Annotated in this window: 15 protein-coding genes and 2 tRNA genes; 7 read left to right on the top strand and 10 right to left on the bottom strand. The window is 62.9% G+C overall.

Annotation, left to right across the window (positions count from 1 at the left end; translation table 11 throughout):
- Nucleotides 1-117: 117 nt before the first annotated feature.
- From AC5RU3_RS04820 to AC5RU3_RS04805, 4 genes are all read right to left on the bottom strand, one after another.
- A complete protein-coding gene (locus AC5RU3_RS04820) occupies nt 118-792 on the bottom strand; it encodes an ATP-dependent Clp protease proteolytic subunit (RefSeq protein WP_309069959.1) in 675 nt (224 codons plus the stop codon).
- A gap of 43 nt (nt 793-835) precedes the next feature.
- Entirely contained in the window at nt 836-1432 is a 597-nt protein-coding gene (locus AC5RU3_RS04815; RefSeq protein WP_309070035.1) for an ATP-dependent Clp protease proteolytic subunit, read from the bottom strand.
- A 195-nt stretch (nt 1433-1627) separates the two neighbouring features.
- Nucleotides 1628-3058, bottom strand: a complete 1431-nt coding sequence (tig, locus tag AC5RU3_RS04810) for a trigger factor (RefSeq protein ID WP_493964966.1) — start codon at nt 3056-3058, stop codon at nt 1628-1630.
- Nucleotides 3059-3168: 110 nt separating this feature from the next.
- A tRNA-Pro gene (locus AC5RU3_RS04805) sits at nt 3169-3242 on the bottom strand.
- Between the two features lie 139 nt (nt 3243-3381).
- Here AC5RU3_RS04805 and AC5RU3_RS04800 point away from each other — a divergent pair.
- Nucleotides 3382-3455, top strand: a tRNA-Gly gene (locus tag AC5RU3_RS04800).
- 66 nt (nt 3456-3521) lie between these two features.
- Here the strand turns inward: AC5RU3_RS04800 and AC5RU3_RS04795 are convergent.
- The gene (locus AC5RU3_RS04795; RefSeq protein ID WP_493964965.1) at nt 3522-4418 is read right to left on the bottom strand and encodes an Fpg/Nei family DNA glycosylase; all 897 of its coding nucleotides are present in this window, start codon (nt 4416-4418) and stop codon (nt 3522-3524) included.
- A complete protein-coding gene (locus AC5RU3_RS04790) occupies nt 4418-4891 on the bottom strand; it encodes a ribose-5-phosphate isomerase (protein WP_309072363.1) in 474 nt (157 codons plus the stop codon). The genes AC5RU3_RS04795 and AC5RU3_RS04790 overlap by 1 nt, the downstream gene beginning before the upstream one ends.
- A gap of 159 nt (nt 4892-5050) precedes the next feature.
- Between AC5RU3_RS04790 and AC5RU3_RS04785 the strand changes: the two genes are divergently transcribed.
- Nucleotides 5051-6646, top strand: coding sequence for a multicopper oxidase family protein (locus AC5RU3_RS04785; protein WP_309072364.1), 1596 nt, complete (start codon nt 5051-5053; stop codon nt 6644-6646).
- A gap of 486 nt (nt 6647-7132) precedes the next feature.
- On the opposite strand, the gene AC5RU3_RS04780 is transcribed toward AC5RU3_RS04785, so the two are convergent.
- Together AC5RU3_RS04780 and AC5RU3_RS04775 are read right to left on the bottom strand one after the other, a co-directional pair.
- Nucleotides 7133-10480, bottom strand: a complete 3348-nt coding sequence (locus AC5RU3_RS04780; protein WP_493964964.1) for a chitobiase/beta-hexosaminidase C-terminal domain-containing protein — start codon at nt 10478-10480, stop codon at nt 7133-7135.
- Between the two features lie 211 nt (nt 10481-10691).
- The gene (locus tag AC5RU3_RS04775; RefSeq protein ID WP_493964963.1) at nt 10692-13247 is read right to left on the bottom strand and encodes an IPT/TIG domain-containing protein; all 2556 of its coding nucleotides are present in this window, start codon (nt 13245-13247) and stop codon (nt 10692-10694) included.
- A gap of 262 nt (nt 13248-13509) precedes the next feature.
- On the opposite strand from AC5RU3_RS04775, the gene pepN reads away from it, so the two are divergent.
- The 4 genes from pepN to AC5RU3_RS04755 all read left to right on the top strand — a co-directional run bounded on the left by pepN (nt 13510) and on the right by AC5RU3_RS04755 (nt 18088).
- Nucleotides 13510-16062: an aminopeptidase N gene (gene pepN / locus AC5RU3_RS04770; protein WP_493964962.1), complete on the top strand. Its 2553-nt coding sequence runs from the start codon at nt 13510-13512 to the stop codon at nt 16060-16062.
- A 71-nt stretch (nt 16063-16133) separates the two neighbouring features.
- The gene (locus AC5RU3_RS04765; RefSeq protein WP_309070810.1) at nt 16134-16655 is read left to right on the top strand and encodes an OsmC family protein; all 522 of its coding nucleotides are present in this window, start codon (nt 16134-16136) and stop codon (nt 16653-16655) included.
- A gap of 346 nt (nt 16656-17001) precedes the next feature.
- Entirely contained in the window at nt 17002-17625 is a 624-nt protein-coding gene (locus AC5RU3_RS04760) for a mechanosensitive ion channel family protein (protein ID WP_309070812.1), read from the top strand.
- A complete protein-coding gene (locus AC5RU3_RS04755; protein WP_309070813.1) occupies nt 17615-18088 on the top strand; it encodes a globin in 474 nt (157 codons plus the stop codon). Before AC5RU3_RS04760 ends, AC5RU3_RS04755 begins: the two co-directional genes overlap by 11 nt.
- A 42-nt stretch (nt 18089-18130) precedes the next feature.
- On the opposite strand, the gene AC5RU3_RS04750 is transcribed toward AC5RU3_RS04755, so the two are convergent.
- Complete coding sequence (locus AC5RU3_RS04750) at nt 18131-18802, bottom strand: DUF8185 domain-containing protein (RefSeq protein WP_493964961.1); 672 nt, start codon at nt 18800-18802, stop codon at nt 18131-18133.
- Between the two features lie 204 nt (nt 18803-19006).
- Here AC5RU3_RS04750 and AC5RU3_RS04745 point away from each other — a divergent pair, with 204 nt between their 5' ends.
- Nucleotides 19007-19963 (top strand): acyl-CoA thioesterase, encoded by a 957-nt coding sequence (locus AC5RU3_RS04745; protein ID WP_493965144.1) that lies wholly within the window; start codon nt 19007-19009, stop codon nt 19961-19963.
- 92 nt (nt 19964-20055) lie between these two features.
- On the opposite strand, the gene ettA is transcribed toward AC5RU3_RS04745, so the two are convergent.
- Entirely contained in the window at nt 20056-21738 is a 1683-nt protein-coding gene (ettA, locus tag AC5RU3_RS04740; RefSeq protein WP_309070816.1) for an energy-dependent translational throttle protein EttA, read from the bottom strand.
- Nucleotides 21739-21800 lie beyond the last annotated feature (62 nt).

Raw genomic sequence — 21800 nt, 5'->3', positions numbered from 1 at the left:
GGGACGGTCTCCATGCGTCGACTAAGTTCCACTCTAGGCCACTTGGTGGCCCGAATCAGCAATATAGCGCCCGTGGTCTTCCTCTATTACCGAACACCACGGGCGCTACACAACCCGCTACGGCTTGTTGATCTTCGGCGGGGTGATCTTGCGTGAGGTCAGCACCTCATCGACAAGGCCATAGGCCTTGGCATCCTCCGCGGTCAGAATCTTGTCCCGCTCAATGTCAACGTTGACCTGCTCGGAAGTCTTCCCGCTGTGCAGCGCCAGCGTATCCTCGAGCCAGGCGCGCATACGCATAACCTCGTTAGCCTGAATCTCAAGGTCCGAGGCCTGACCGCCCTGGCCGCCGCCAAGCGCCGGCTGGTGGATCAGCACACGGGCGTTGGGCAGCGCCAGCCGCTTGCCGGGCGCTCCGGCAGCAAGCAGTACGGCCGCCGCACTCGCAGCCTGGCCCAGGCAGACTGTCTGGATCTCGGGACGGATGAACTGCATGGTGTCGTAGATTGCAGTCATGGCCGTGAAGGAGCCGCCCGGGGAGTTGATGTACAGCGTGATGTCCCGCTCCGGGTCGGTCGATTCAAGGACAAGCAGCTGCGCCATGACGTCATCTGCGGAGGCGTCGTCGACCTGGACGCCCAGGAAGATGATGCGGTCCTCGAAGAGTTTGGTGTACGGATCCTGGCGCTTGAAACCGTAGGGCGTGCGCTCCTCGAACTGGGGAAGGACGTAGCGGTTGCTCGGCAGCTGGGGGGCCCGGCCGCCGGCCGCGGCAGAGAAATCGTGATTCATGGTGCCTCCTGTGTGGCAGGTCAGTGAAAGTGGGCTGTACGGGTCAGTCGCGGTTTGTTCCGCCGCCGCCGGAGACGGAACCCGCATGAGCGGAAATCTTGTCGAAGAACCCGTACTCGAGGGCCTCCTGCGCGGTGAACCACTTGTCGCGGTCGTTGTCCTTGAGGATGGTCTCCACAGACTGTCCGGTCTGCTCCGCCGTCAGTTCGGCCATGACCCGCTTCATGTGCAGGATCAGTTCCGCCTGGATCTTGATGTCCGAAGCGGTACCGCCGATTCCGCCGGAGGGCTGGTGCATCAGGATGCGTGCGTGCGGGGTGGCGTAACGCTTCCCCTTGGTTCCGGACGACAGCAGGAACTGCCCCATGGACGCCGCGAGCCCGGTAGCGACGGTGACCACGTCGTTCGGTATGAACTGCATGGTGTCGTAGATAGCCATACCCGCGGTGACGGACCCGCCGGGCGAGTTGATGTAGAGGAAGATGTCCTTCTCGGGATCCTCTGCGGAGAGCAGGAGCAGCTGCGAGCAGATGGCGTTCGCATTCTCATCCCGCACCTCTGAGCCGAGCCAGATGATGCGCTCCCGCAAGAGACGGTTGTAGATGTAGTCGTCACGGCTGGCAGGATCAACGGTTGCCATGGTCGGTGTGGTGTATTCGGGTGCCATTGCTGATTGACCTCTCACTCAGGTTTTTCTCTCACTGGACACTAACCTGTTTGGTTGATGTTTTGCTCCCGCGCCCTCAACTGTTCGCTGACGGCGTTAGGAGGCGGATCCCTTAACGGCAGATGCCGCCAGCACGGGGCTGACGGCATCTGATGAAGCGTTGGAAGACTAGGCCTTGGTAGGCTCTGCGTTCGCACCATCGGTGTCCTCGACGGGGGCATCGGAATCGACGGCACTTGCGCCGGACGTTTCAGCAGCTGCATCCTCGACCGGTGCGCCTTCTCCCCCAGCCTGATCGGCTTCCCCTGCCGGACGCACGAAGTCGGACAGATCCACAGTCTCGCCATTCGTGTCAGTCACAACAGCGAGCTCCAGCACCTTGGCAAGAGCCTTGCGGCGGCGTACTTCGCCGACGATCATCGGAACCTGACCACTTTGATCCAGCATCTGGGCGAACTGGTTCGGATCCATGCCGTACTGGCTGGCTGAAGTGACGATGTAGTCGATCAGCTCGTTCTGGCTGACGCCGATTTCTTCCTTTTCAGCAACAGCATCAAGGACGATCTCATTGCGGAAGGCCTGCTGGGTGTTCTCACGGATTTCAGCGCGGTGCTCTTCCGTGTCGTGGTCAGCTCCGGCCGAGTGGCTGCTCTCGGAGTTGAAGTGCTGCTCGAGCTGCTCCTCAACAACGGATTCCGGCACCGGAACCTCGACGAGCTCGAGGAGCTTCTCCAGGACCTTGTCGCGGGCCTCGACGCCCTGCTCGACGAGCTTGTCCTCGGCGGATCGCTTCGCCAGGTCGGCGCGCAGCTCATCGATGGTGTCGAATTCGCTGGCCAGCTGGGCGAAGTCATCATTGGCGTCAGGGAGCTCGCGCTCCTTCACTGCCTTCACGACGACGGTTACCTCTGCAGCCTTGCCGGTGTGCTCACCACCGGCGAGGGTGGTCTCAAAGGTCGAGGATTCCTCCGCGCTCAGGCCGGTGACTGCTTCGTCCATGCCCTCGAGCATGGTGCCGGAACCAACCTGGTAGGAGATGTCGGCAGCGGAATCCACTTCCTCGCCGTCGATCTTCGCAGTCAGGTCAAGGGTGAGGAAGTCACCGTCAGTCGACGGACGGTCCACTTCCTTCAGGGTGCCGAAACGGCCGCGAAGTTCGTCGAGTGCCTTCACAACGTCCTCATCGGACGCTTTGGCAGCCTCAACCGTTACCTCCAGGCCGGAATATTCGGGAAGCTCGATCTCCGGACGGACGTCCAGTTCGACGGTGAAGAGAAGCTGGCCGTCCTGCGCGGACGGATCCGGAACCTCAGTGATCTCAACCTCGGGCCGGCTCAAGGGACGGATCTTCGTCTCCTGAACGGCGCTCTGGTAAAAACCGTTCAGCCCATCGTTGATCGCGGTCTCGATGACGTAACCGCGGCCGACGCGCTGGTCGATCAACTTGTTGGGGACCTTGCCCTTGCGGAAACCCGGAACCTGCACCTGGCTTGCGATGGTCTTGTAGGCAGCTTCGATGTTCGGCTTGAGTTCCTCGAAAGGGACCTCCACGTTGAGCTTCACTCGCGTGGGAGTGAGGTTTTCGACAGCGCTCTTCACAGCCTAGTACTCCTGAATGATAGGGATCGGTTCTGCACCGGGTATACGGATCCGGCAAAGGATCGCTTCTGCACCGCTTGATGCAGAGTTCTGCACCGTTCAACACAGAGTCGGGGTGACAGGATTTGAACCTGCGACTTCCTGCTCCCAAAGCAGGCGCTCTTCCAAGCTGAGCTACACCCCGTTAGTGCAGAGGCAAGTCTACGAAAGAAACGGCATCGTTGCACATTTTGAGAATTGGGCGGCCCTGTGATGTAGTTATATGCGTTCCAGCCCATCGCGGAGAGTCAACGTGTTCGCGAGTCTGAAAGACAGCCGGTTCCGGGGATGTAGCTTAATGGTAAAGCCTCAGTCTTCCAAACTGATTACGCGGGTTCGATTCCCGTCATCCCCTCCACTCCCCTGATGGCTCAGGCGCATCGAGCGCCTGGTCCATTCTAGTTTTCAAGCAACGGCAGCGGATTCAGCGTGCCTGGCACTGTGGGCACCAGTAGAGCTTCCGCGCTCCCATCTCGGCCATCGCCACCTGCGTAGCACAGATCCGGCATTCCAGGCCCGTTCGCTTATAGACGTAGTGTGCGTCCTCCGTCCGAACCTCCGAGGCCTCCAAATGTTCGACTGACCGGTGTTCCGGCTTCGTCGTAATAATCCGACCCGCACGGACTCCGTCGTTCATAAGATGGACGAGGTCGTCCCACAGCGCCAGCACGTCGCCTTCGGCTAACGCAACACCTTGCAGCCAGGGATGCAACCGGTGCCGGAACAGCACCTCAGCGCGGTAGACATTGCCGACACCCGCGATGACGCTCTGATTCATGAGTGAGAGACCCACCGCCGTCCGGGTACGCCGCACCCGCTCGACGAACTCGGCAGGATCGGAATCCGGATCAAGCGGATCAGGTCCGAGCTTCCCAATGAGGGCGTCGCGTTCGGCGCCGGTGATCAGCTCGCACGCAGTGGGACCGCGCAGGTCCGCCCAGCCATGTTCGGACACCAGGCGAACCCGTACAGCTCCCACCGGGGGCGGCGGGCCGGCGTAGGAGGCTGCGCCGTCGTCGTCGGCGGTCTCCCGCTCTCCCACCCGGCGTGGGGCGCCGATGCTGGAGGCCCCTCGAAACTCGCTGTCTCCACCGAAGCTCCACGCTCCGTACAACCCCAGGTGGACGCGCAGCACCAGGTCGTTGTCGAACTCGAGAAACAACTGTTTGCCGTGCGCCCGGGCGCCGGTCAGGACAGCTCCGTTCAGGCGCTCCGCTCCGGCGGAGAACCGACCCTGCGGGCTGCTCACCTGCAGCCGCTCACCGGTGAACACGGACGTGAACTGCCGCGCAAGCCGATGTATTGAGTGACCTTCGGGCACTACGGCAGTATCTCCCCGGTGGTCTCGTACACGGCGATCTTGCTGATTCGGCGCACGTGGCGTTCGGCACCACTGAACGGCTCTGCAAGGAACGCTTCAACAATGGAGGTGGCTTCCTCCAACGAGTGCTGCCGACCGCCGAGCGCCACGATGTTCGCGTCGTTGTGCTGCCGCGCAAGCCGTGCGGTGTCCAGATTCCAGGCCAGCGCTGCGCGCACGCCACGGACCTTGTTTGCCGCGATCTGTTCGCCGTTCCCGGAACCGCCCAGCACTATCCCGAGGGCTTCGACGCCGGAAAGCTGGTCGTCAACTACTGCCACCGCGGCGTTGATGCAGAACGAGGGGTAGTCGTCCTCGGCGTCGTACACAGACGGGCCATGGTCGACCATCTCGAATCCCCTGGCGCTCAGGTGCTCAACGAGATGTGCACTGAGTTCCATGCCGGCATGGTCGGTTGCGATATGAACGCGCATGTAAGGTCCGTTCCGAAGTTCTGGGTGGGGTCTGATCCAAGATTAGTGCCTGGTTGGCCCGCACCCCCCGTGGCTGTGCGCCGTGTGGCAGGGTGCAGCCCTAGTTTTCTCCAAGCACCGAAGTACATCCTTTCGATACATCCTAAGAAAGGAAGACCGATGTCTGTATCTCGGCGACAGGTCCTCACCATGGGGGGACTTGGGGTAATTGGCGCAGGGGCGCTTGCTGTCCCCTTCAGTTCCATCAGCGCCAAGTCGGCCAGCAAGCTCGCCGACGTCGATATGCCGCTGCCGTACAGGACACCTCTTACGGTCCCGCCTATCCTGGAGCCGTACGCGGTTGGGCGCGCACCGGACGGCGCCAAGGTCCATTACTACAGCGTCACGCAGAAGGCAGGCACCGCAAAAATCCTGCCGCGCCTGACGACGCCGATTCTTGGCTACAACGGAATCTTCCCCGGCCCCACGATCGACCTCCTTCAGGGGACGCGGGCCGTGCTCAAGATCCGGAACCAGTTGCCCCAGACGCACCCGCTGCACGGTCACACGCTTTCCACCTCGACACACCTGCATGGTTCGGCCTCGCTCCCCCAATTCGACGGCTATGCCAGCGACGTCACTCCCCCGGGGTTCGCGAAGAATTACGAGTACCCCAACTTCCAGTCCGCCCGAACGCTTTGGTACCACGACCACAACGTGCACCACACCGCGGAAAACGCCTACTCGGGACTCTCAGCGCAGTTCTGCATGCATGACCCTGCTGAGCGGGAGCTGCTGCCGCAGAACGAGTTCGACGTCCCACTGACGTTCTCTGACGCGATGTTCGCTGCCGATGGAAGCCTCGCCTACGACGACAACTCGCACTCCGGGTTGTGGGGCGACGTGATCCTCGTCAACGGCAAGCCGTGGCCGGTGATGAAGGTGCAACGCCGCGTATACCGCTTCCGTATCCTCAATGCGTCGATCTCCCGTTCATTCCGCCCGACTCTGAGCACCGGCGAGCCCGTTCATATCGTGGCGACCGACGGGGGCCTCATGCCCAAGACCCAGTCGGTTGAGTCCTGGCGTCATGCCGGCGCAGAGCGCTACGAGATACTCGTCGACTTCTCCGCATATCAGCCTGGTCAGCGGGTGGAACTGCGCAATCTCTCGAACAAGAACAACGTGGACTACGACTTTACCGACCGGATCATGGCTTTCGATGTGACCGACCAACCCGTGGACACTACGGATCACACCTGGAATACGATCCCGCAGACGCTGGCCAACCACGAGGTGATGGATCTCCGTCCGACCCGTGACACCCGCGTCCGGAAGTTCGAGGTGAAGCGCAACGATAGTGTCTGGGTCATCGGTGAGGACTCCTGGGCCGACATCATCGCCAGCGGGTACCGCCGCGTGTGCGCAGATCCAGACCTCGGTGCACAGGAGATCTGGGAGTTTGAAAACAGCTCCGGCGGCTGGTTCCACCCTATCCACATCCACCTGGTCGACTTCCAGATCCTGAGCCGCAACGGCCGGGCTCCGTTCTCCTACGAAATGGGACCAAAGGATGTGGTCTACGTCGGCGAGGGAGAAACGGTCCGCCTGCTCATGAAGTTCGGTCCGCATCGGGGCAAGTACATGATTCACTGCCACAACCTGCCTCATGAGGATCACGACATGATGACCCAGTTCAGCGTCGGCTTGAAGCCCGGCGACGTTGACCTCAATGACCCCATGAAGGCCGCTCCGGCTTTCTGGGACGGTGAATAGGCCACAACCTTTCACCAGCCAGCCTTGCAGGCGGCCTTTCCCGACAGGGGGAAGGCCGCCTGAGGTCTTTAGACGGGGTGCTGCAGCGCCGGCAGGGGAAGGTACCTCCCACTAACAGGTTCGCTCCTTCTCAGATGCGCTTGAGGAGCCTGCCCATTTGGTGCCTGCCGGTGCAAGAAACATCAGTGACGGTCGCGCCCCTGCGGGAGCGACAACTCTGCGTGAGCGACGGCTCTGCGTGAGCGACGGCTCTGCGGGAGCGACAGCGGTGCCCCGAATGGTGCCGCGCGGTTCCAGGCGCGCAGTGCCGCCCTGGCGACGCATTGGCGGAAACGTCCGACACCCAGCAGAACCGGTCGGTGGGCGGTTGTCCTGTAGACGCCCATGGCGAACACCTGGCCGCTGACACGCGGAGAGGCCTCCCGTGCCGGTGTGCACGGGAGGCCTCTCCAGTGATCTCCAGCGGGCAGGGGATGCCCGCCTTGGTTAGAAGATGCTGGTCATGCCACCCCAACCTGAGCCGATCTGACTCCTCGTCAGCCAGCCGCCCTTACCGTTTCCGGGGTAGAGCCACAGGCCGCCCCTGCCGTCTCGGGCCAGGACATCGACGTTGCCGTCACCGTTGAAGTCACCCGGACCGACGATGCTGGTCATCGAGTTCCAACCGGTACCAACCGCAACTCGCGGCAACCACTTACCGGCGCCGTTCCCCGGGTACAGCCACAGGTTCCCGTTCGTGTCACGAGCCAGGACATCCACCTTCTGATCACCGTTGAAGTCGCCCGGACCCACAATGCTGGTCATCGAGTTCCAGCCCGAACCAACCGCAACTCGCGGCAACCACTTACCGGCGCCGTTCCCCGGGTACAACCACAGATTCCCGTTCCTGTCACGAGCCAGGACATCCACCTTCTGATCACCGTTGAAGTCCCCCGGACCCACAATGCTGGTCATCGAGTTCCAGCCCGAACCAACCGCAACTCGCGGCAACCACTTACCGGCGCCGTTCCCCGGGTACAACCACAGGTTCCCGTTCGTGTCACGAGCCAGGACATCAGCCTTCTTGTCGCCGTTGAAGTCTCCAGGCGCGAGGATCGCTGTCATGGAGTTCCAGCCGGTCCCAACCTCCACGCGAGGTTGCCAGCCACCTGCGGAGCCATTGCCCGGGTACAGCCATAGCTTGCCGTCCGTACTCCTGGCCAGCACATCCGCCTTTCCGTCACCGGAGAAGTCGTGGCCCTGGATGCCGGCGGGGATATTGACTGTGAACACCCATTCTCCGAGCTGGCTCACATTGCCCGCGGCGTCCACTGCGATCGCCCGAAGCGTCGTCGTTTGAGCGATGGTGATGGGCCCGGTGTAGAGGGTACTGGTCAGGGTGGGTTGGGAACCGTCAGTGGTGAAGCGGATGGCCGCACCCTCGGTGGCGGCAAGCGTCGCCGTCGTGGCTGCAGTGAAGGTGCCACCCGGGGTGGTGGTGGTCAGCTCCGGCGCCACGGTGTCGATGGTGTACGTTTCCGTGACGATCGGTGATGGTACACCCTGGTTCACTGCCATGAACTTCAGGACCGTGTCCGCCGTGATGGCGATGGGTTCGGTGTACTGAACGCCGTCGGGCTCGGGGTCCGTGCCGTCCGTGGTGAAGAAGATCGGCAGGCCCGCCGGACTGGACGTCAATGCCACCGTTTGCGGTGCATTGAAGGTGCCGCCCTGGATGCTTGCAGCAGCCGTCGGGGCTTCCGGAGGCGTTGCGCCGACTGTGCGGCCCTGGACAACGAAGTCACTCGTTGATCCCAGGCTTCTGTTGACCGGTTCGCCCAGGCTGTTCAGGACCTGGCGGATCTCGAAGTAGTTGGTGTTGTAGGGGCTACCCGTAACCGCATGCGGGGTTGACCCATCACCGAGGTAGCCGGCAGGAGCACCCTCAGTCCACTGCAGGAACGGGCCGATCTTCGATTCGAGCAACGGTTCGAAGACACCATCACCGTTCATGCTGCCAAGGTCCTCCGTGTAGCGGAGGCTGCCCGTATCATCGGCGACAACCTGGAACGATCCGTAGGGATGGGTGACCTCGTAGGTGGAACCGATCTCGAAGACCTCGTCGCCGCGGACCCGAATGCGACCGAAAGCTACTTCGTCTCCGGCAGCAGCTCCCTCGCCCGTGAACGCAGCTTCGAGCGCGAGCGTCAGGCGGACTTCTTCGCCATCGACCGGGAGGAACGCTTCAGCGGCCCACCAGAAAGACTCACCAGGGAAGTTCCGTGGGAACTCCATCGGATCCAGGGGGAACGGAAGCTCCTCGATGATGGGGCACAGCGGGTCGTTCAGGCACAGGTCCAGCTGGACGCCGTCGTTGTCCTCGATCCAGGCGGGATAACCGTGGCTGTCAGGAGCCGTAGAAACAGGGCCGAGTGCCTTCAGGTTATGAATGACGTAGCGGAAGTCCCGGATCTCGCCCGCCCTGCCGGTGATATCGACGGCGACGGCCCGAATCGTTGTCGTATGCCCCACTGGGATCGGTGTACCTGTGTACTCGCTTGTGGTGCCCGTTGCGCCGCCTGATGTGAATGTCGGATCAGAACCGTCGAGAGTGTAGTAGACCCTTGCCGTTCCGGTCGCAGCCGTTCCCGTCAGCGTGACCTGCTGAGGCCCGGCGTGGGATGGGAGCGCGGCGTCCGGAGAAGCATCGATCCACGGGCTGGTGGCATCCAGGTTGTAGGTTTCGCTCTGGACGGCAGTGCGCTGTGCCGGATCCGCCATGCTGACCGCCATGTAGTTCAGAACGGTAGTTCCCGGTGTAGCGAGCCTTACCGGTGCGACGTCGGCGTCGCCAACTGTTGGCTCCCAAAGTACCCCGTTGCTGACCGAACCGTCCTCGGCTACCGCCGGCACAGAGCCGTCAGTCGTGTAGACAATCTTTGCTTCATCCGGGAAGGAGGCCTGGATGTTTACGGTCGTGGCTTCCTTGTAGGTGCCACCGGGCTTGTCTACGTTCGCCCGTACTGTAGCGATCTTGCCCTGCACTGCGAAGAGGTCCGTCTGGACCCGTGCGAGGCCAGGCCCTTGGAGGCTGAAATAGTTAGTGTTGAAGGGGCTACCGGTTACGGTGTGCTCGACGTTCGGGTCGCCGATGGATCCGGCGGGGGCTGCGGGCAAGGTGTTGTCCCAGGTGAGGAACGGGCCGATCTTTCCGTCGAGCGGCTCAGTCCAGTCGCAGGGCTGCTGTAGGCAGCCCAGGTCCTCCGTGAAGCGAACCCGCCCACGATCATCTGCCGTGACCTCGAAGACACCATACGGCGTGGTTGCCGTGTAGGTGGCGTTCGCTTGCGCTCCATCGAAACGGATGCGCATACGGGCGAACGCGTTCTGCTGGCCCTGAGCAACGTCGCCGGCACCGCCGAATGCAGCTTCCGTGGCCATGATGAGGCGGGCCTCTTCCCCGCCGGGCAGCGCCAGTGCGGCTTCAGCCGACCACCAGAATGACTCCTCCGGAAAGTTGCCGGGGATCGAAGGTGGGAGGGAGGGGTCATAGGCCTCTCCGACGACCGGGCAAACCGTCGCCTCGTCGAGGCACAGCTCTAGTTTCAGACCGTTGTTGTCGCCATACCAGTATGGGTAGCCGGTCTCCGGGTTGACCGGCCCCACGCTTCCCTGCGGGCCAGTGGCAACAGCTGCCGGAAGTATTGCCGCCGGCTGGATGGCAGCCCCGGCGGGTGGTGGACCGAGAGTGGACAGGAGTACAACCGCTGAAGCAGCGATACCGGTCCCTCTCCATTTCCTGCTCGCACGCGGGTTGGCCCCCGCTGCGTTGTGCGTACCGTTCGAATGCATCATCGTCTCCCTGATGGTGTACGAGTCCTCCGGCAGACAAGACTGCTGCCAGATCGGGCAGTAGAAACGTTGCCCAAGGTCAACAGTGCCGAGCGGACGCTACAAATACCTTGAGCTTTGTGGTTACCTGGCCCCGCTCGTCTGCTGCTGTTACCGGAAATAGGACAAGGCCCCCCATGCCGGGGGCATGGGGGGCCTTGTCCTGCAAGCGCGGCTAGATGATGCTGGTCATTCCCTGCCAACCGGAGCCGACCTGAACCTTCTTCAGCCATCCGCCGGAGCCGTTGCCGGGGTATAGCCACAGCCTGCCCGACGAGTCCCGGGCCAGGACGTCCACGTTGCCGTCACCGCTGAAATCACCCGGACCAACGATGCTGTTCATCGTGTTCCAGCCCGTGCCGGCCGCAGTCCTCTTCAGCCACCCACCGGTGCCATTGCCCGAGTACAGCCACAGGTTGCCCCGGCTATCCCGCGCCAGCAGGTCGGTCTTCTCGTCGCCGTCGAAGTCACCGGGAGCGACGATGCTGGTCATCGAGTTCCAGCCCGTGCCGGCCGCAGTCCTCTTCAGCCACCCACCGGTGCCATTGCCCGAGTACAGCCACAGGTTGCCTTTGCTATCCCGCGCCAGCAGGTCAACCTTCTTGTCGCCGTCGAAGTCACCGGGAGCGACGATGCTGGTCATCGAGTTCCAGCCCGTGCCGGCCGCAGTCTTCTTCAGCCACCCACCGGTGCCGTTGCCCGAGTACAGCCACAGGTTGCCTTTGCTATCCCGCGCCAGCAGGTCAACCTTCTTGTCGCCGTCGAAGTCACCGGGAGCGACGATGCTGGTCATCGAGTTCCAGCCCGTGCCGGCCGCAGTCTTCTTCAGCCACCCACCGGTACCGTTACCCGAGTACAGCCACAGGTTGCCTTTGCTATCCCGCGCCAGAACATCTGGGTTCCCGTCACCGGAGAAGTCATGTCCCTGGATGGCAGCAGAGGGCTGCGGCGCAGGTTCGTAGGAGTAACTCAGCGCGTTGGAGGTGCCATGCGGTGTCGTGATCGCCACGTCCGCGTTTCCGGAAGCATGCTCTGGAGCAATGAAGGAGAGTTCGGTCGCCGACGTTGCGGTGACGCTCTCTACCGGAATGTTCACTCCGCCGATCGTCACGGAGGTCTCCCCGGGCAGGAAACCATCTCCCACAACCGTGACTGGTGTCCCGCCTGCCGCCGGACCGGAGCTGGGCGTCAGCGACACGGCGATCGGCGCCGTCGGGACGGCGGTCGCGCTGTACGTGTATGTGACCTCGTTGGAGGGACCTGCCGCCGTCGTAATGAAAATTGTGACCGGGCCTTCCGTCCCGGCGGGAGCCAGGAAGGAGAGTTCGGTGTCGGAGATAACAGTGACGTCATCGTCCAGGAATGAGGCGGTATCCATAGTCACTGAAGTGGCCCCCGGAACAAAGCCGGTGCCCCTTAGCGTCACGACGTTGTTGCCCTCCAGCGGGCCGGAGTTCGGGGAAACAGATGTGATGGTCGGTGGCACGGTGACCGCCAGGTACGTGAGTTCCATGGAGCCGCTGGTGCCGACCGGCGTGGTGACGCTCACCGGGACGGTGCCGGCGGGATGCGCCGGAGCCTTGATGATGAGGGTGCCGGTGTTCATCACTTCAACGTCGGAGGGTGAAATGACCTTGTCGCCGATCGTGACGCTGGTGCGGCCGCTGATGAAGCCGGAGCCAAAGACCCAGACCTCTTTACCTCCCGTAGCTGCAACTTCATCCGGGTCGAGTTCGTCGACCTCCGGCGCCTCCGGGGCAGGTTCGTTATAGATGAACTCAAGTGCGTTGGTCGTGCCCGAGGGAGTTGTCGCTGTCACAGCCGCAGGGCCGGCGACGTTGGCCGGCGTCTCGAAGCTCAGTTCCGTATCCGACAGAACGACGACGTCGCCCGCTGCCTTTCCTCCGACGCTCACCGTTGTATCCGCCGTGAAGCCGGACCCATGCATCGTCACAGTGTCGCCGCCCGTTGTCACGCCGTCAGTCGGCGTCAGCTCCTCGGCCGACGGGGCAGCGGGCCGGTCCACGCGCTCGCAGCTGACGTCACCGATCGAGATCCTGCCCAGCCAGATGGAGGCAATTTCGCCTACCTCCGTCACTTTGCCCTTGAGCAGGAGATTGACGGAGAGACCGTTCACCTTCGCTGATGACGCGTTGGAGCTTGTGCTACCAGGGCGGACCTTCGCGATCACGTCTGCGCGGGTCATCCCGGGGACAGTTGCCGAGGCCTTTACTTCAAGGCCTTCAGCAGGGATGCCTGTCGGATCGACTTCGGTGCCCAGCACTGTCACGCCCTGCGCGTCAGTCTCGGCCTCCGGAAGCGCGCCGGAAATGCAATCGGCGGACGAAGACACCTGTTGTGCCGACACGGCGCTCACGCCGAGAACAGATACGGAAAGGTCCTCGACAAGCGCGGAACTGCTGCTACCACCCTCGCCTGACACCGTGTCGAGCGTTGCGACGCCAGCTGCAGCGGCGCCCTTGAGCGTGCCGAAGTGAGCTGAAAGGTCGGGGATCAACAGCTCCCCCTCGGGTGGTCCTTTCGTTGCTGCGGCTGCATCGACCTCCAGCACGGCTGTACCACCGAGTTCCAGGGAGAGTTGCATCTTCACAGCCGACGCATTCGCCTCACCTGGCGCGGCGATCGCGGGCATAGCAACCATCGCGCTCCCGCCGATCGCGAGCGCTGACGCGATAGCGGTGGCCCTTGTAGTGCTCCATCTCGCGGACATGTTCACACTCCTATGCAGTCCGGACAGCCGCATCAACCGAATCGCCACTGGTGGCGAGGCGTCGCACGACTGTCGTGCTGGTGCAACGGTAAGGAGACGACCTTGTGAACAGGTTGAGCTCGGCGTTCAGGCGAATGCCCCTGAGGAATTGGCGCGGAAAAGGCGAAATGGTGAAGGATCTAAGTTCTGCGTAAGGTGGATCACACCGTGTTACAGCGCGGTCAGTCCACTCCTTACTCTCGGAGGCATCACCTTGCCAGGTATGAACCTGACGCGGGACGAAGCACGCCAGCGGGCGGCCACAGTCAGCGTCCACAGCTACGTCATCAATCTCGACCTGACCCGCGGGGGCTCGGTTTTCCGATCGACCACCGTGGTCTCCTTCGACGCCGAGCAGGGTGCGTCCACCTTCATTGACGCTGTTACCTCTGCCGTGCACCGGGTGACGCTTAACGGTGTGGACCTTGACGTCACAGATGTGGCCGACGGTGTGCGTATCCGCCTGGACAACCTCGCCACCTCCAACGAGCTGGTTGTGGATGCCGACATGCTGTACATGAACACCGGCGAGGGCCTCCACCGGTTCGTTGATCCCGTGGACAACGAGGTCTATCTCTATACGCAGTTCGAGGTTCCCGATTCCCGACGCGTTTTCGCTGTCTTCGAACAGCCGGACCTGAAGGCCACGTTCCGCTTCACCGTGACAGCGCCGTCCCACTGGGATGTCATCTCCAATGCGCCGACCCCTGAGCCCGTGCAGGCCGGTTCAGCGGACGACGGCGGAGCTCGCTCCACGTGGGCATTCGAACCGACACCCGTGCTGTCCTCGTACGTCACCGCGCTGATTGCCGGGCCGTACCAGTCCGTGCGCAGCGAACTGACGAGCTCCGATGGCCGCACCATTCCGCTGGGCGTTTTCGCCCGGAAGTCACTGATGCAGCATCTGGACGCCGAGAATGTGTTCGAACTGACCCGCCAGGGATTCGAGTTCTTTGAGGCACAGTTCGGCACCCCGTACCCCTTTGAGAAGTATGACCAGCTCTTCGTGCCCGAGTTCAACGCCGGAGCGATGGAGAATGCCGGCGCAGTAACCTTCCTCGAAAGCTACGTCTTCCGATCCCGGGTCACCGAAGCCACCATCGAGCGCCGGGCGATCACCATCCTGCACGAGCTGGCGCACATGTGGTTCGGCGACCTTGTGACCATGCGCTGGTGGAACGATCTCTGGCTGAACGAGTCCTTCGCCGAGTTCATGTCCACCCTCGCATCGGCGGAGGCAACGAAGTTCACGCAGTCGTGGACTACTTTCGCCTCGCTTGAGAAGGCGTGGGCCTACCGTCAGGACCAGCTGCCCTCAACCCACCCCATCGTTGCTCCCATCAATGACCTGGAGGACGTGCAGGTCAACTTCGACGGGATCACGTACGCCAAGGGCGCATCAGTCCTCAAGCAACTGGTGGCTTGGGTGGGCCAGGACAAGTTCATGCAGGGTGTGCGGGAGTACTTCGGCAAGCACGCCTGGTCCAACACCGAGCTCTCCGACCTGCTGGTTGAGTTGGAGAGGGCAAGTGGCCGCGACCTTGGCGAATGGTCCGCCCAGTGGCTGGAGACTGCCGGTGTGAACACCCTCCGTCCAGAGATCAGTTCCGACGACGACGGCGTCATTACCTCGTTCGTTGTCCAGCAGACGGCGGTCGAGGACTACCCCACGATCCGTTCCCACCGCCTCGCGATTGGTTTCTACAACCGGTCAGAGACCGGCCAGCTCGAGCGGTCGCACCGGGTGGAGCTTGATATTGCCGGAGAGCGCACCGAGGTTGGAGAGCTCGTCGGTCTGGAGCGGCCGGACCTGGTGCTGCTCAATGACGATGACCTGGCCTACGCCAAAATCCGACTGGACGACCAGTCGCTGCGGACCGCGACCCGATCGCTCAGGGATTTCCGCGAATCTTTGCCCCGGACGCTTGTGTGGGCTTCCGCGTGGGATGCCGCACGCGACGGTGAAACTCCTGCGCGCAACTATGTTGAGCTGATCCTTCAGAACATCGCTTCGGAATCGGATTCGTCCGTCGTTCTTGTACTTCTCCGGCAGCTGGCTACCACGTTGTTCTTCTATGTGAATCCCGACGACCGGCAGGCAATGGAAATCGCAGCCGCGGACAGCCTGTGGGAGTTGGCGCAGGGTGCGGAGGCCGGTTCAGACTCCCAGCTGCAGTTTGTGAAGGCGTTCGCCGTACACGCGCAGACCGATCCCCAGCTCGACATCGTTGAAGGAATCCTCGATGAGTCGGGGGCGCCTGCAGGGCTGACCGTCGACGCGGACCTGCGTTGGGAGCTGTTGACCAGTCTCGTCGTAGGCGGACGCAAGGCTCAGCCGGACATCGATGCTGAACTCGAGCGGGACGCCACCGCCACGGGCGCGCTTGCGGCCGCCCAGGCAAAGGCGGCCATTCCAACGCCCGAGGCGAAGCAGCAGGCGTGGGCCGCAATCGTTGAGCGCTCGGACATGCCGAATGCGGCGCAGCGTTCAGCGATTGCAGGGTTCACCCGTGTGCACGACACCGCCCTGCTCGAGCCGTTCGCCGCCGAATACTTTGCTGCAGCGAAGGATGTCTGGGCGAGCCGGACCCACGAAATCGCCCAGCAGATCATCGTGGGCCTCTACCCCTCACGCCTGACGACACAAGCGACGCTCGATGCGACCGATGAATTCCTTGGCACGCTCGATTCGGATCTTGCCTCCCTTCGTCGTCTCACGCTGGAGAATCGCGACGGGGTTGCACGCGCATTGAGGGCCCAGGCAGCTGACAAGTAGCGTTTTCCGTGCACCCGATGGCAAGCAGCCGCCCTTCTGCGGTTCCGGGCCATCGGGTGTACTTTGTGCCTATGAATCTTTCCGAGCATCACTATCTTGTACGTGTGGTGTGGACCGGCAACCGTGGAGAAGGCACCTCGGCATACCGGTCCTACTCCCGTGACCACGAGGTGTCCTCCGACGGTGTGCCGGTCATCCTTGGATCAGCCGACCCGACTTTCCATGGCTCCCCGGACCACTGGAATCCGGAGCAGCTTCTGCTGGCAGCGCTCTCGCAGTGCCATATGCTTTCCTACCTTCACATGGCGGTGAAGAACGGCGTCGTTGTCACTGCCTACGAAGACGCCGCCGAGGGGACCATGCGCCTCAACCCGGATGGCAGCGGCGAATTCACGAGGGTGACGCTGAAGCCGCGGGTAACTATCACTGATAGCGCGGCGAAGCATACGGCCCAGTCCATTCATGCCGACGCCGCTAGGGCCTGCTTCATCGGCAGATCGGTCAACTTCCCCGTCCAGCATGAGCCGGTGGTGATGGTAGGGGGTACCGCGGGACCGCTCAGCCAGCCGTCCCGCGAGAAAACCACAGCCTGAGCAAATTCAGCCCGGTGGTCGCTCACAGCCCGGAGCGCCGCTGACGCTGCACTCCGCCTACGAGGTCGTCCTCCAGCATCCCGCGAATGGTCTCCTCCACAGCGCACACAGCACCAGCCCCCAGCGACCTTCGCCTGCCGGTACTGTTCCAGCGGCGCGGGTCCAGCGCCGTCGTACGCATGCACGAGCGGGGCGGGCGACAGCGCGGGAGGGGAAACGGTGCCGCCGAGCACCAGAATGCGATTGCGCCCAGCCTACGACGGTAATCTTGACCTGCTCCCTGTGCCGTGGCCGCCTGTGCCGTGAACTTCCCGGACCGCGAGTGCCCCCTAAGAAAGGTTTTCGCATGCAGTTCCTTGACCAGCTCGGTTACGGCGGTAACATCATCGCCGCCGCACTGATACTGCTGGCCGCCCTCATCCTGTGGTTGTTCCTGCGAATGCTGATCAACCGCATGGTACGCCGCGTTCAAAACGGGTACGAGATGTTCAAGAAGCCGCACTTCCGGTGGGCACAGCCGGTTCTCCGCACGCTTGATCACAAGCGCCGAATGCAGCGCGCTGAGACAATCGGGGCGTTGCTGCGAAGTACGACGGCCGTCACCATCGCCATCATCGCGATCATGACCGCTATCGAACAGCTCGGAGTCAACATCGGCCCCATCCTTGCGAGTGTCGGGATTGTCGGTATTGCGATCGGTTTCGGTGCCCGGGAAGTGATTCGGGACGCGTTTCTCGGGTTCTTCATCACGATCGAGGACCAGTACGGCATCGGTGACGTCATTGAAGTCGGCGACACAGTGGGTGTAGTGCAGTCCGTGGGCCTCCGGATCACCCGCATGGTGGATGAGAACGGCGCAATCTGGTACATCCGCAACGGTGACATCATGAAGGTAGGCAATCGATCGCAGGGAAACTACGTCCCTCCTGCCACCGACGACGAAAAGGCGGAAAAAGCCAATGAGCAGTGAAACACCCGGGCCTATCCCCATCCCGTCGCGCTTCGGCGAGCCTATCGCGCGTCTAACTCCTGTTGGCCCGCGATTCGATCAGCCTTCCTACACTGACAATTTCTATGAAGCCGTAGGTGGGCACGGCACGTTCGTTCGCCTGGTCGACGTGTTCTACGACGGTGTGGCAACAGATGTGCTCCTCCGCCCCATGTACCCGGAAGAGGATCTTGGCCCCGCCAAGGAGCGCCTGCTGCTTTTCCTGGAACAGTACTGGGGTGGACCCAAAACGTACGGCGAGACCCGCGGACACCCCCGCTTGCGTATGCGTCACCAGCCGTTCCAGGTCACTCCAGCAGCCCGCGACCGCTGGCTGAAGCACATGCGCGACGCCGTGGACTCCCTGGAACTCTCGCCCCTGCACGAGGCGACGTTGTGGGACTATTTGGAACGCGCCGCACACTCCATGGTGAACTCCGCCTGACGCCCTCAGCGGTCCGCCTCACCAGGCTGGTGCGGTTTAGGGTTAGAGAACCGCAGCCCGCCGGACAAGGACGTGACCGGTGTCCGTGGTGAGCCGGGTCCAGCGGCCATTCGTGAATACGGCGGCCTGCTTTCCGGGAATCAGGAATCCCAGCGCGAAAGCTCCGAAAGCAGCGCCTGCGGGCAGCTCCGCGGGCGCCTGCTCGATCGGTCGGGCCCACACGACCCCCCGGGCGTTGTTGACAACGATCGCTCCGGGCGATTGCGGTACCGCCTCCGCGATCTCGCGGATGCCGTCCGAAGCCGCGGTGAGTAATGCGTCGGACGAAACGGTTCCCTGCTGCTCCCAGCCAGCCCGCGGAGGCAGAATTCCTGCCCAGATCTCGGTGACGGTCACCGGCGGCACCGGTAGGACGACGTCGTCATCCCCCATGCGCGCAAGCCGGTCGGAGACCGATGCCAACGCCACGGTGGTGTCCAGCTGGGCGGGTTCCCGAAGAGGCATGGTACGCAGGCCGAGCACAGTCGGCAGGTTCTCTCCGAGGATGCGTGGACCGAGGATGCAGACATATGCTGCCAGCACCCCGCCCACGGCCTGAAGCCGCACTGCCCCGTCCTGGGCTGCACGCGCACGTCCTACGAACGTGCGCAGATCGTGCACTATCTGTGGTTCGGCCAGTGTCAGTTCACGGGACATCGTGGAGGGGTGGGACATGGTGCAATCCTCTCACCTGCACGTCGGCGGCTTCCATTCCCGTGACTTTCCGGCGGGCCCCTACCGGCGAGCGCGTGCTCCTGATGGCTCCCAGCCAGTTGAGGCGGCTCGCCGCGCAGTCTAATGTCGGTGATGGTTCCCCTGGTTACGCGCCGCACGGGAGCTGAACAGGCCCGTCCGCGCATCAAGGAGCTCCACATCACCATGTCCGCCGAACCCGTGCAGGATCCCACCGCTGCCCTCGTCCGACTGCTTGACCTGGACAGCGCGGCTGGGGCACAAACGGACGAGGAGATCTATGTAGCGACGCCCGTGAAGCAGCCGGGCAAGCGGGTCTTCGGAGGACAGGTCCTGGCGCAGGCTCTGGTCGCCGCCATCCGGACCGTTGAGTCCGAGCGGTACGTCCATTCGATGCACGGGTACTTCCTCCGCGCAGGCGACGCCGAACTCCCCATCACTTTCGGGGTGCAGCGACTGCGGGACGGGCGCTCATTCTCCGCCCGACGCGTCCACGCCTACCAGAACGGCGTACCGATCCTGTCCATGATCGCCTCTTACCAGCAACCGGACGACGGGATCACACACCAGGAGCCGATGCCGGTGGACCTTCCCGAGCCCGAGTCCTTGCCTTCCACCGCAGACCTCCTCGGCCGTTTCGACCACCCGGTGGCGAAAGCGTGGGCCTACGACCGCCCGTTCGACATCCGACACATCGACTCACCTCTCTACGTGGAGAACACGGGGTCCAAAGAGCCGGTGAACGCCGTCTGGATGAAGACCTTCGGCTCGATGCCAGCAGACCCGGCGCTACATCAGGCGGCCCTCGCCTATGCCAGCGACTACACGCTGCTCGAGTCGATCCTGCGCCCGCACGGACTCACCTGGATCCATCCGGGGATGAGCGTGGCCAGCCTTGACCACGCCATGTGGTGGCACCGCCCCGTACAGGTTGATGAGTGGCTGCTCTACGTCCAGGCTTCACCCAGTGCGTCGGGGGCGCGCGGATTGGCGCTGGGGAAGATCTATAACAGGGCAGGTGAACTGGTGGCTACCGTCGCGCAGGAGGGGATGGTCCGGGTGCCCGACGACGCCGGCAGCCGCCTGAAAGGTGCTGTGCAGAAGAAGCTCATGGACCAGAAGATGCGTCGCTGGAAGGCCTGAGATCCGCTTCCGCAAATGAAGGAGGGAGCGTGCTCGATGCACGCTCCCTCCTTCTGTTACCTGTTGGTCGGTGCCTACAGCTGCCGCCCGGACTAGTCGCGGGTCAGGCGGCGGTGGGTCACGCGGTGAGGCTTCGCAGCTTCGGGGCCGAGCCGTTCAACCTTGTTCTCCTCGTAGGCTTCGAAGTTGCCCTCGAACCAGTACCAGTTGGCTGGGTCCTCCTCCGTGCCTTCGTAGGAGAGGATGTGGGTGGCCACCCGGTCGAGGAACCAGCGATCGTGCGAGACCACGACAGCGCAGCCGGGGAACTCAAGCAGCGCGTTCTCGAGGCTGGACAGGGTTTCAACGTCGAGGTCGTTGGTGGGCTCATCGAGCAGCAGAAGGTTGCCGCCCTGCTTGAGCGTCAGTGCCAGGTTCAGGCGGTTCCGTTCACCGCCCGAGAGCACTCCAGCCTTCTTCTGCTGGTCCGGGCCCTTGAAGCCGAAGGCGGAGACGTACGCGCGCGACGGCATCTCAACCTGGCCGACCTGGATGTAATCGAGACCGTCCGAAACCACTTCCCAGAGCGACTTGTTGGGATCGATGCCACCTCGGGACTGGTCGACGTAGGAGATCTTGACCGATTCGCCGATCCTCAGCTCGCCGTCATCCAACGGCTCCATGCCGACGATCGTCTTGAAGAGCGTGGTCTTTCCGACGCCGTTCGGACCGATGACGCCGACGATGCCGTTGCGGGGAAGCGAGAAGGACAACCCGTCGATGAGAATGCGGTCGTCGTAGCCCTTGCGCAGGTCGTGAGCCTCGATCACCTGGCTGCCCAGGCGGGGGCCCGGCGGGATCTGGATCTCTTCGAAGTCGAGCTTCCTGGTGCGCTCGGCTTCGGATGCCATCTCCTCGTACCGTGCGAGTCGCGCCTTCGACTTGGTCTGGCGGCCCTTTGCATTTGAGCGTACCCATTCGAGCTCTTCGGAGAGCCTCTTGGATAGCTTCTGGTCCTTCTTGCCCTGGATCTCGAGGCGCGCGCGCTTCTTCTCGAGGTACGTCGAGTAGTTGCCCTCGTACGGGTAGAGGTGTCCGCGGTCCACTTCGGCGATCCACTCGGCGACGTGATCGAGGAAGTAGCGATCGTGGGTTACTGCCAGCACTGCACCGGGGTAGGCGGAGAGGTGCTGTTCCAGCCAGAGCACGCTTTCGGCGTCGAGGTGGTTGGTGGGCTCGTCGAGGAGCAGCAGGTCAGGCTTCTGGAGCAGCAGCTTGCACAGAGCGACCCGACGCCGTTCTCCACCGGAAAGCACCGTCACGTCGGCCTCCGGCGGCGGGCAACGCAGGGCGTCCATCGCCTGTTCCAGCTGGGAGTCGATGTCCCAGGCATCAGCGGCGTCGATGGCCTCCTGCAGCTTGCCCATCTCGTCGAGCAGCCTGTCATAGTCTGCGTCAGGATTAGCCATCTCTTCGGAGATCTCATTGAAGCGCTGGATCTTGCCGTAAATCTCGCCGACGCCCTCCTGAACGTTGCCGAGAACGGTTTTTTCCTCGTTCAGGGGCGGCTCCTGCAGGAGGATGCCCACGGTGTAGCCGGGGCTGAGCCGGGCCTCACCGTTGGATGGAGTGTCCAGCCCCGCCATGATCTTGAGGATGGTGGATTTACCCGCACCGTTGGGCCCCACCACACCGATCTTGGCGCCCGGGAAGAAGGACATGCTTACGTCGTCGAGAATTACTTTGTCGCCAACAGCCTTACGGGCCTTGGTCATCGTGTAGATAAATTCCGCCATAGTCCAAGGCTAGTGCGTGGTGACCCCCAGAACATATTCTCGGGTCTGCGCTCACCGGCAGG

This window comes from Arthrobacter sp. MDB1-55 (assembly GCF_059092925.1).
This window is presented reverse-complemented; position numbering and strand designations above follow the sequence as displayed.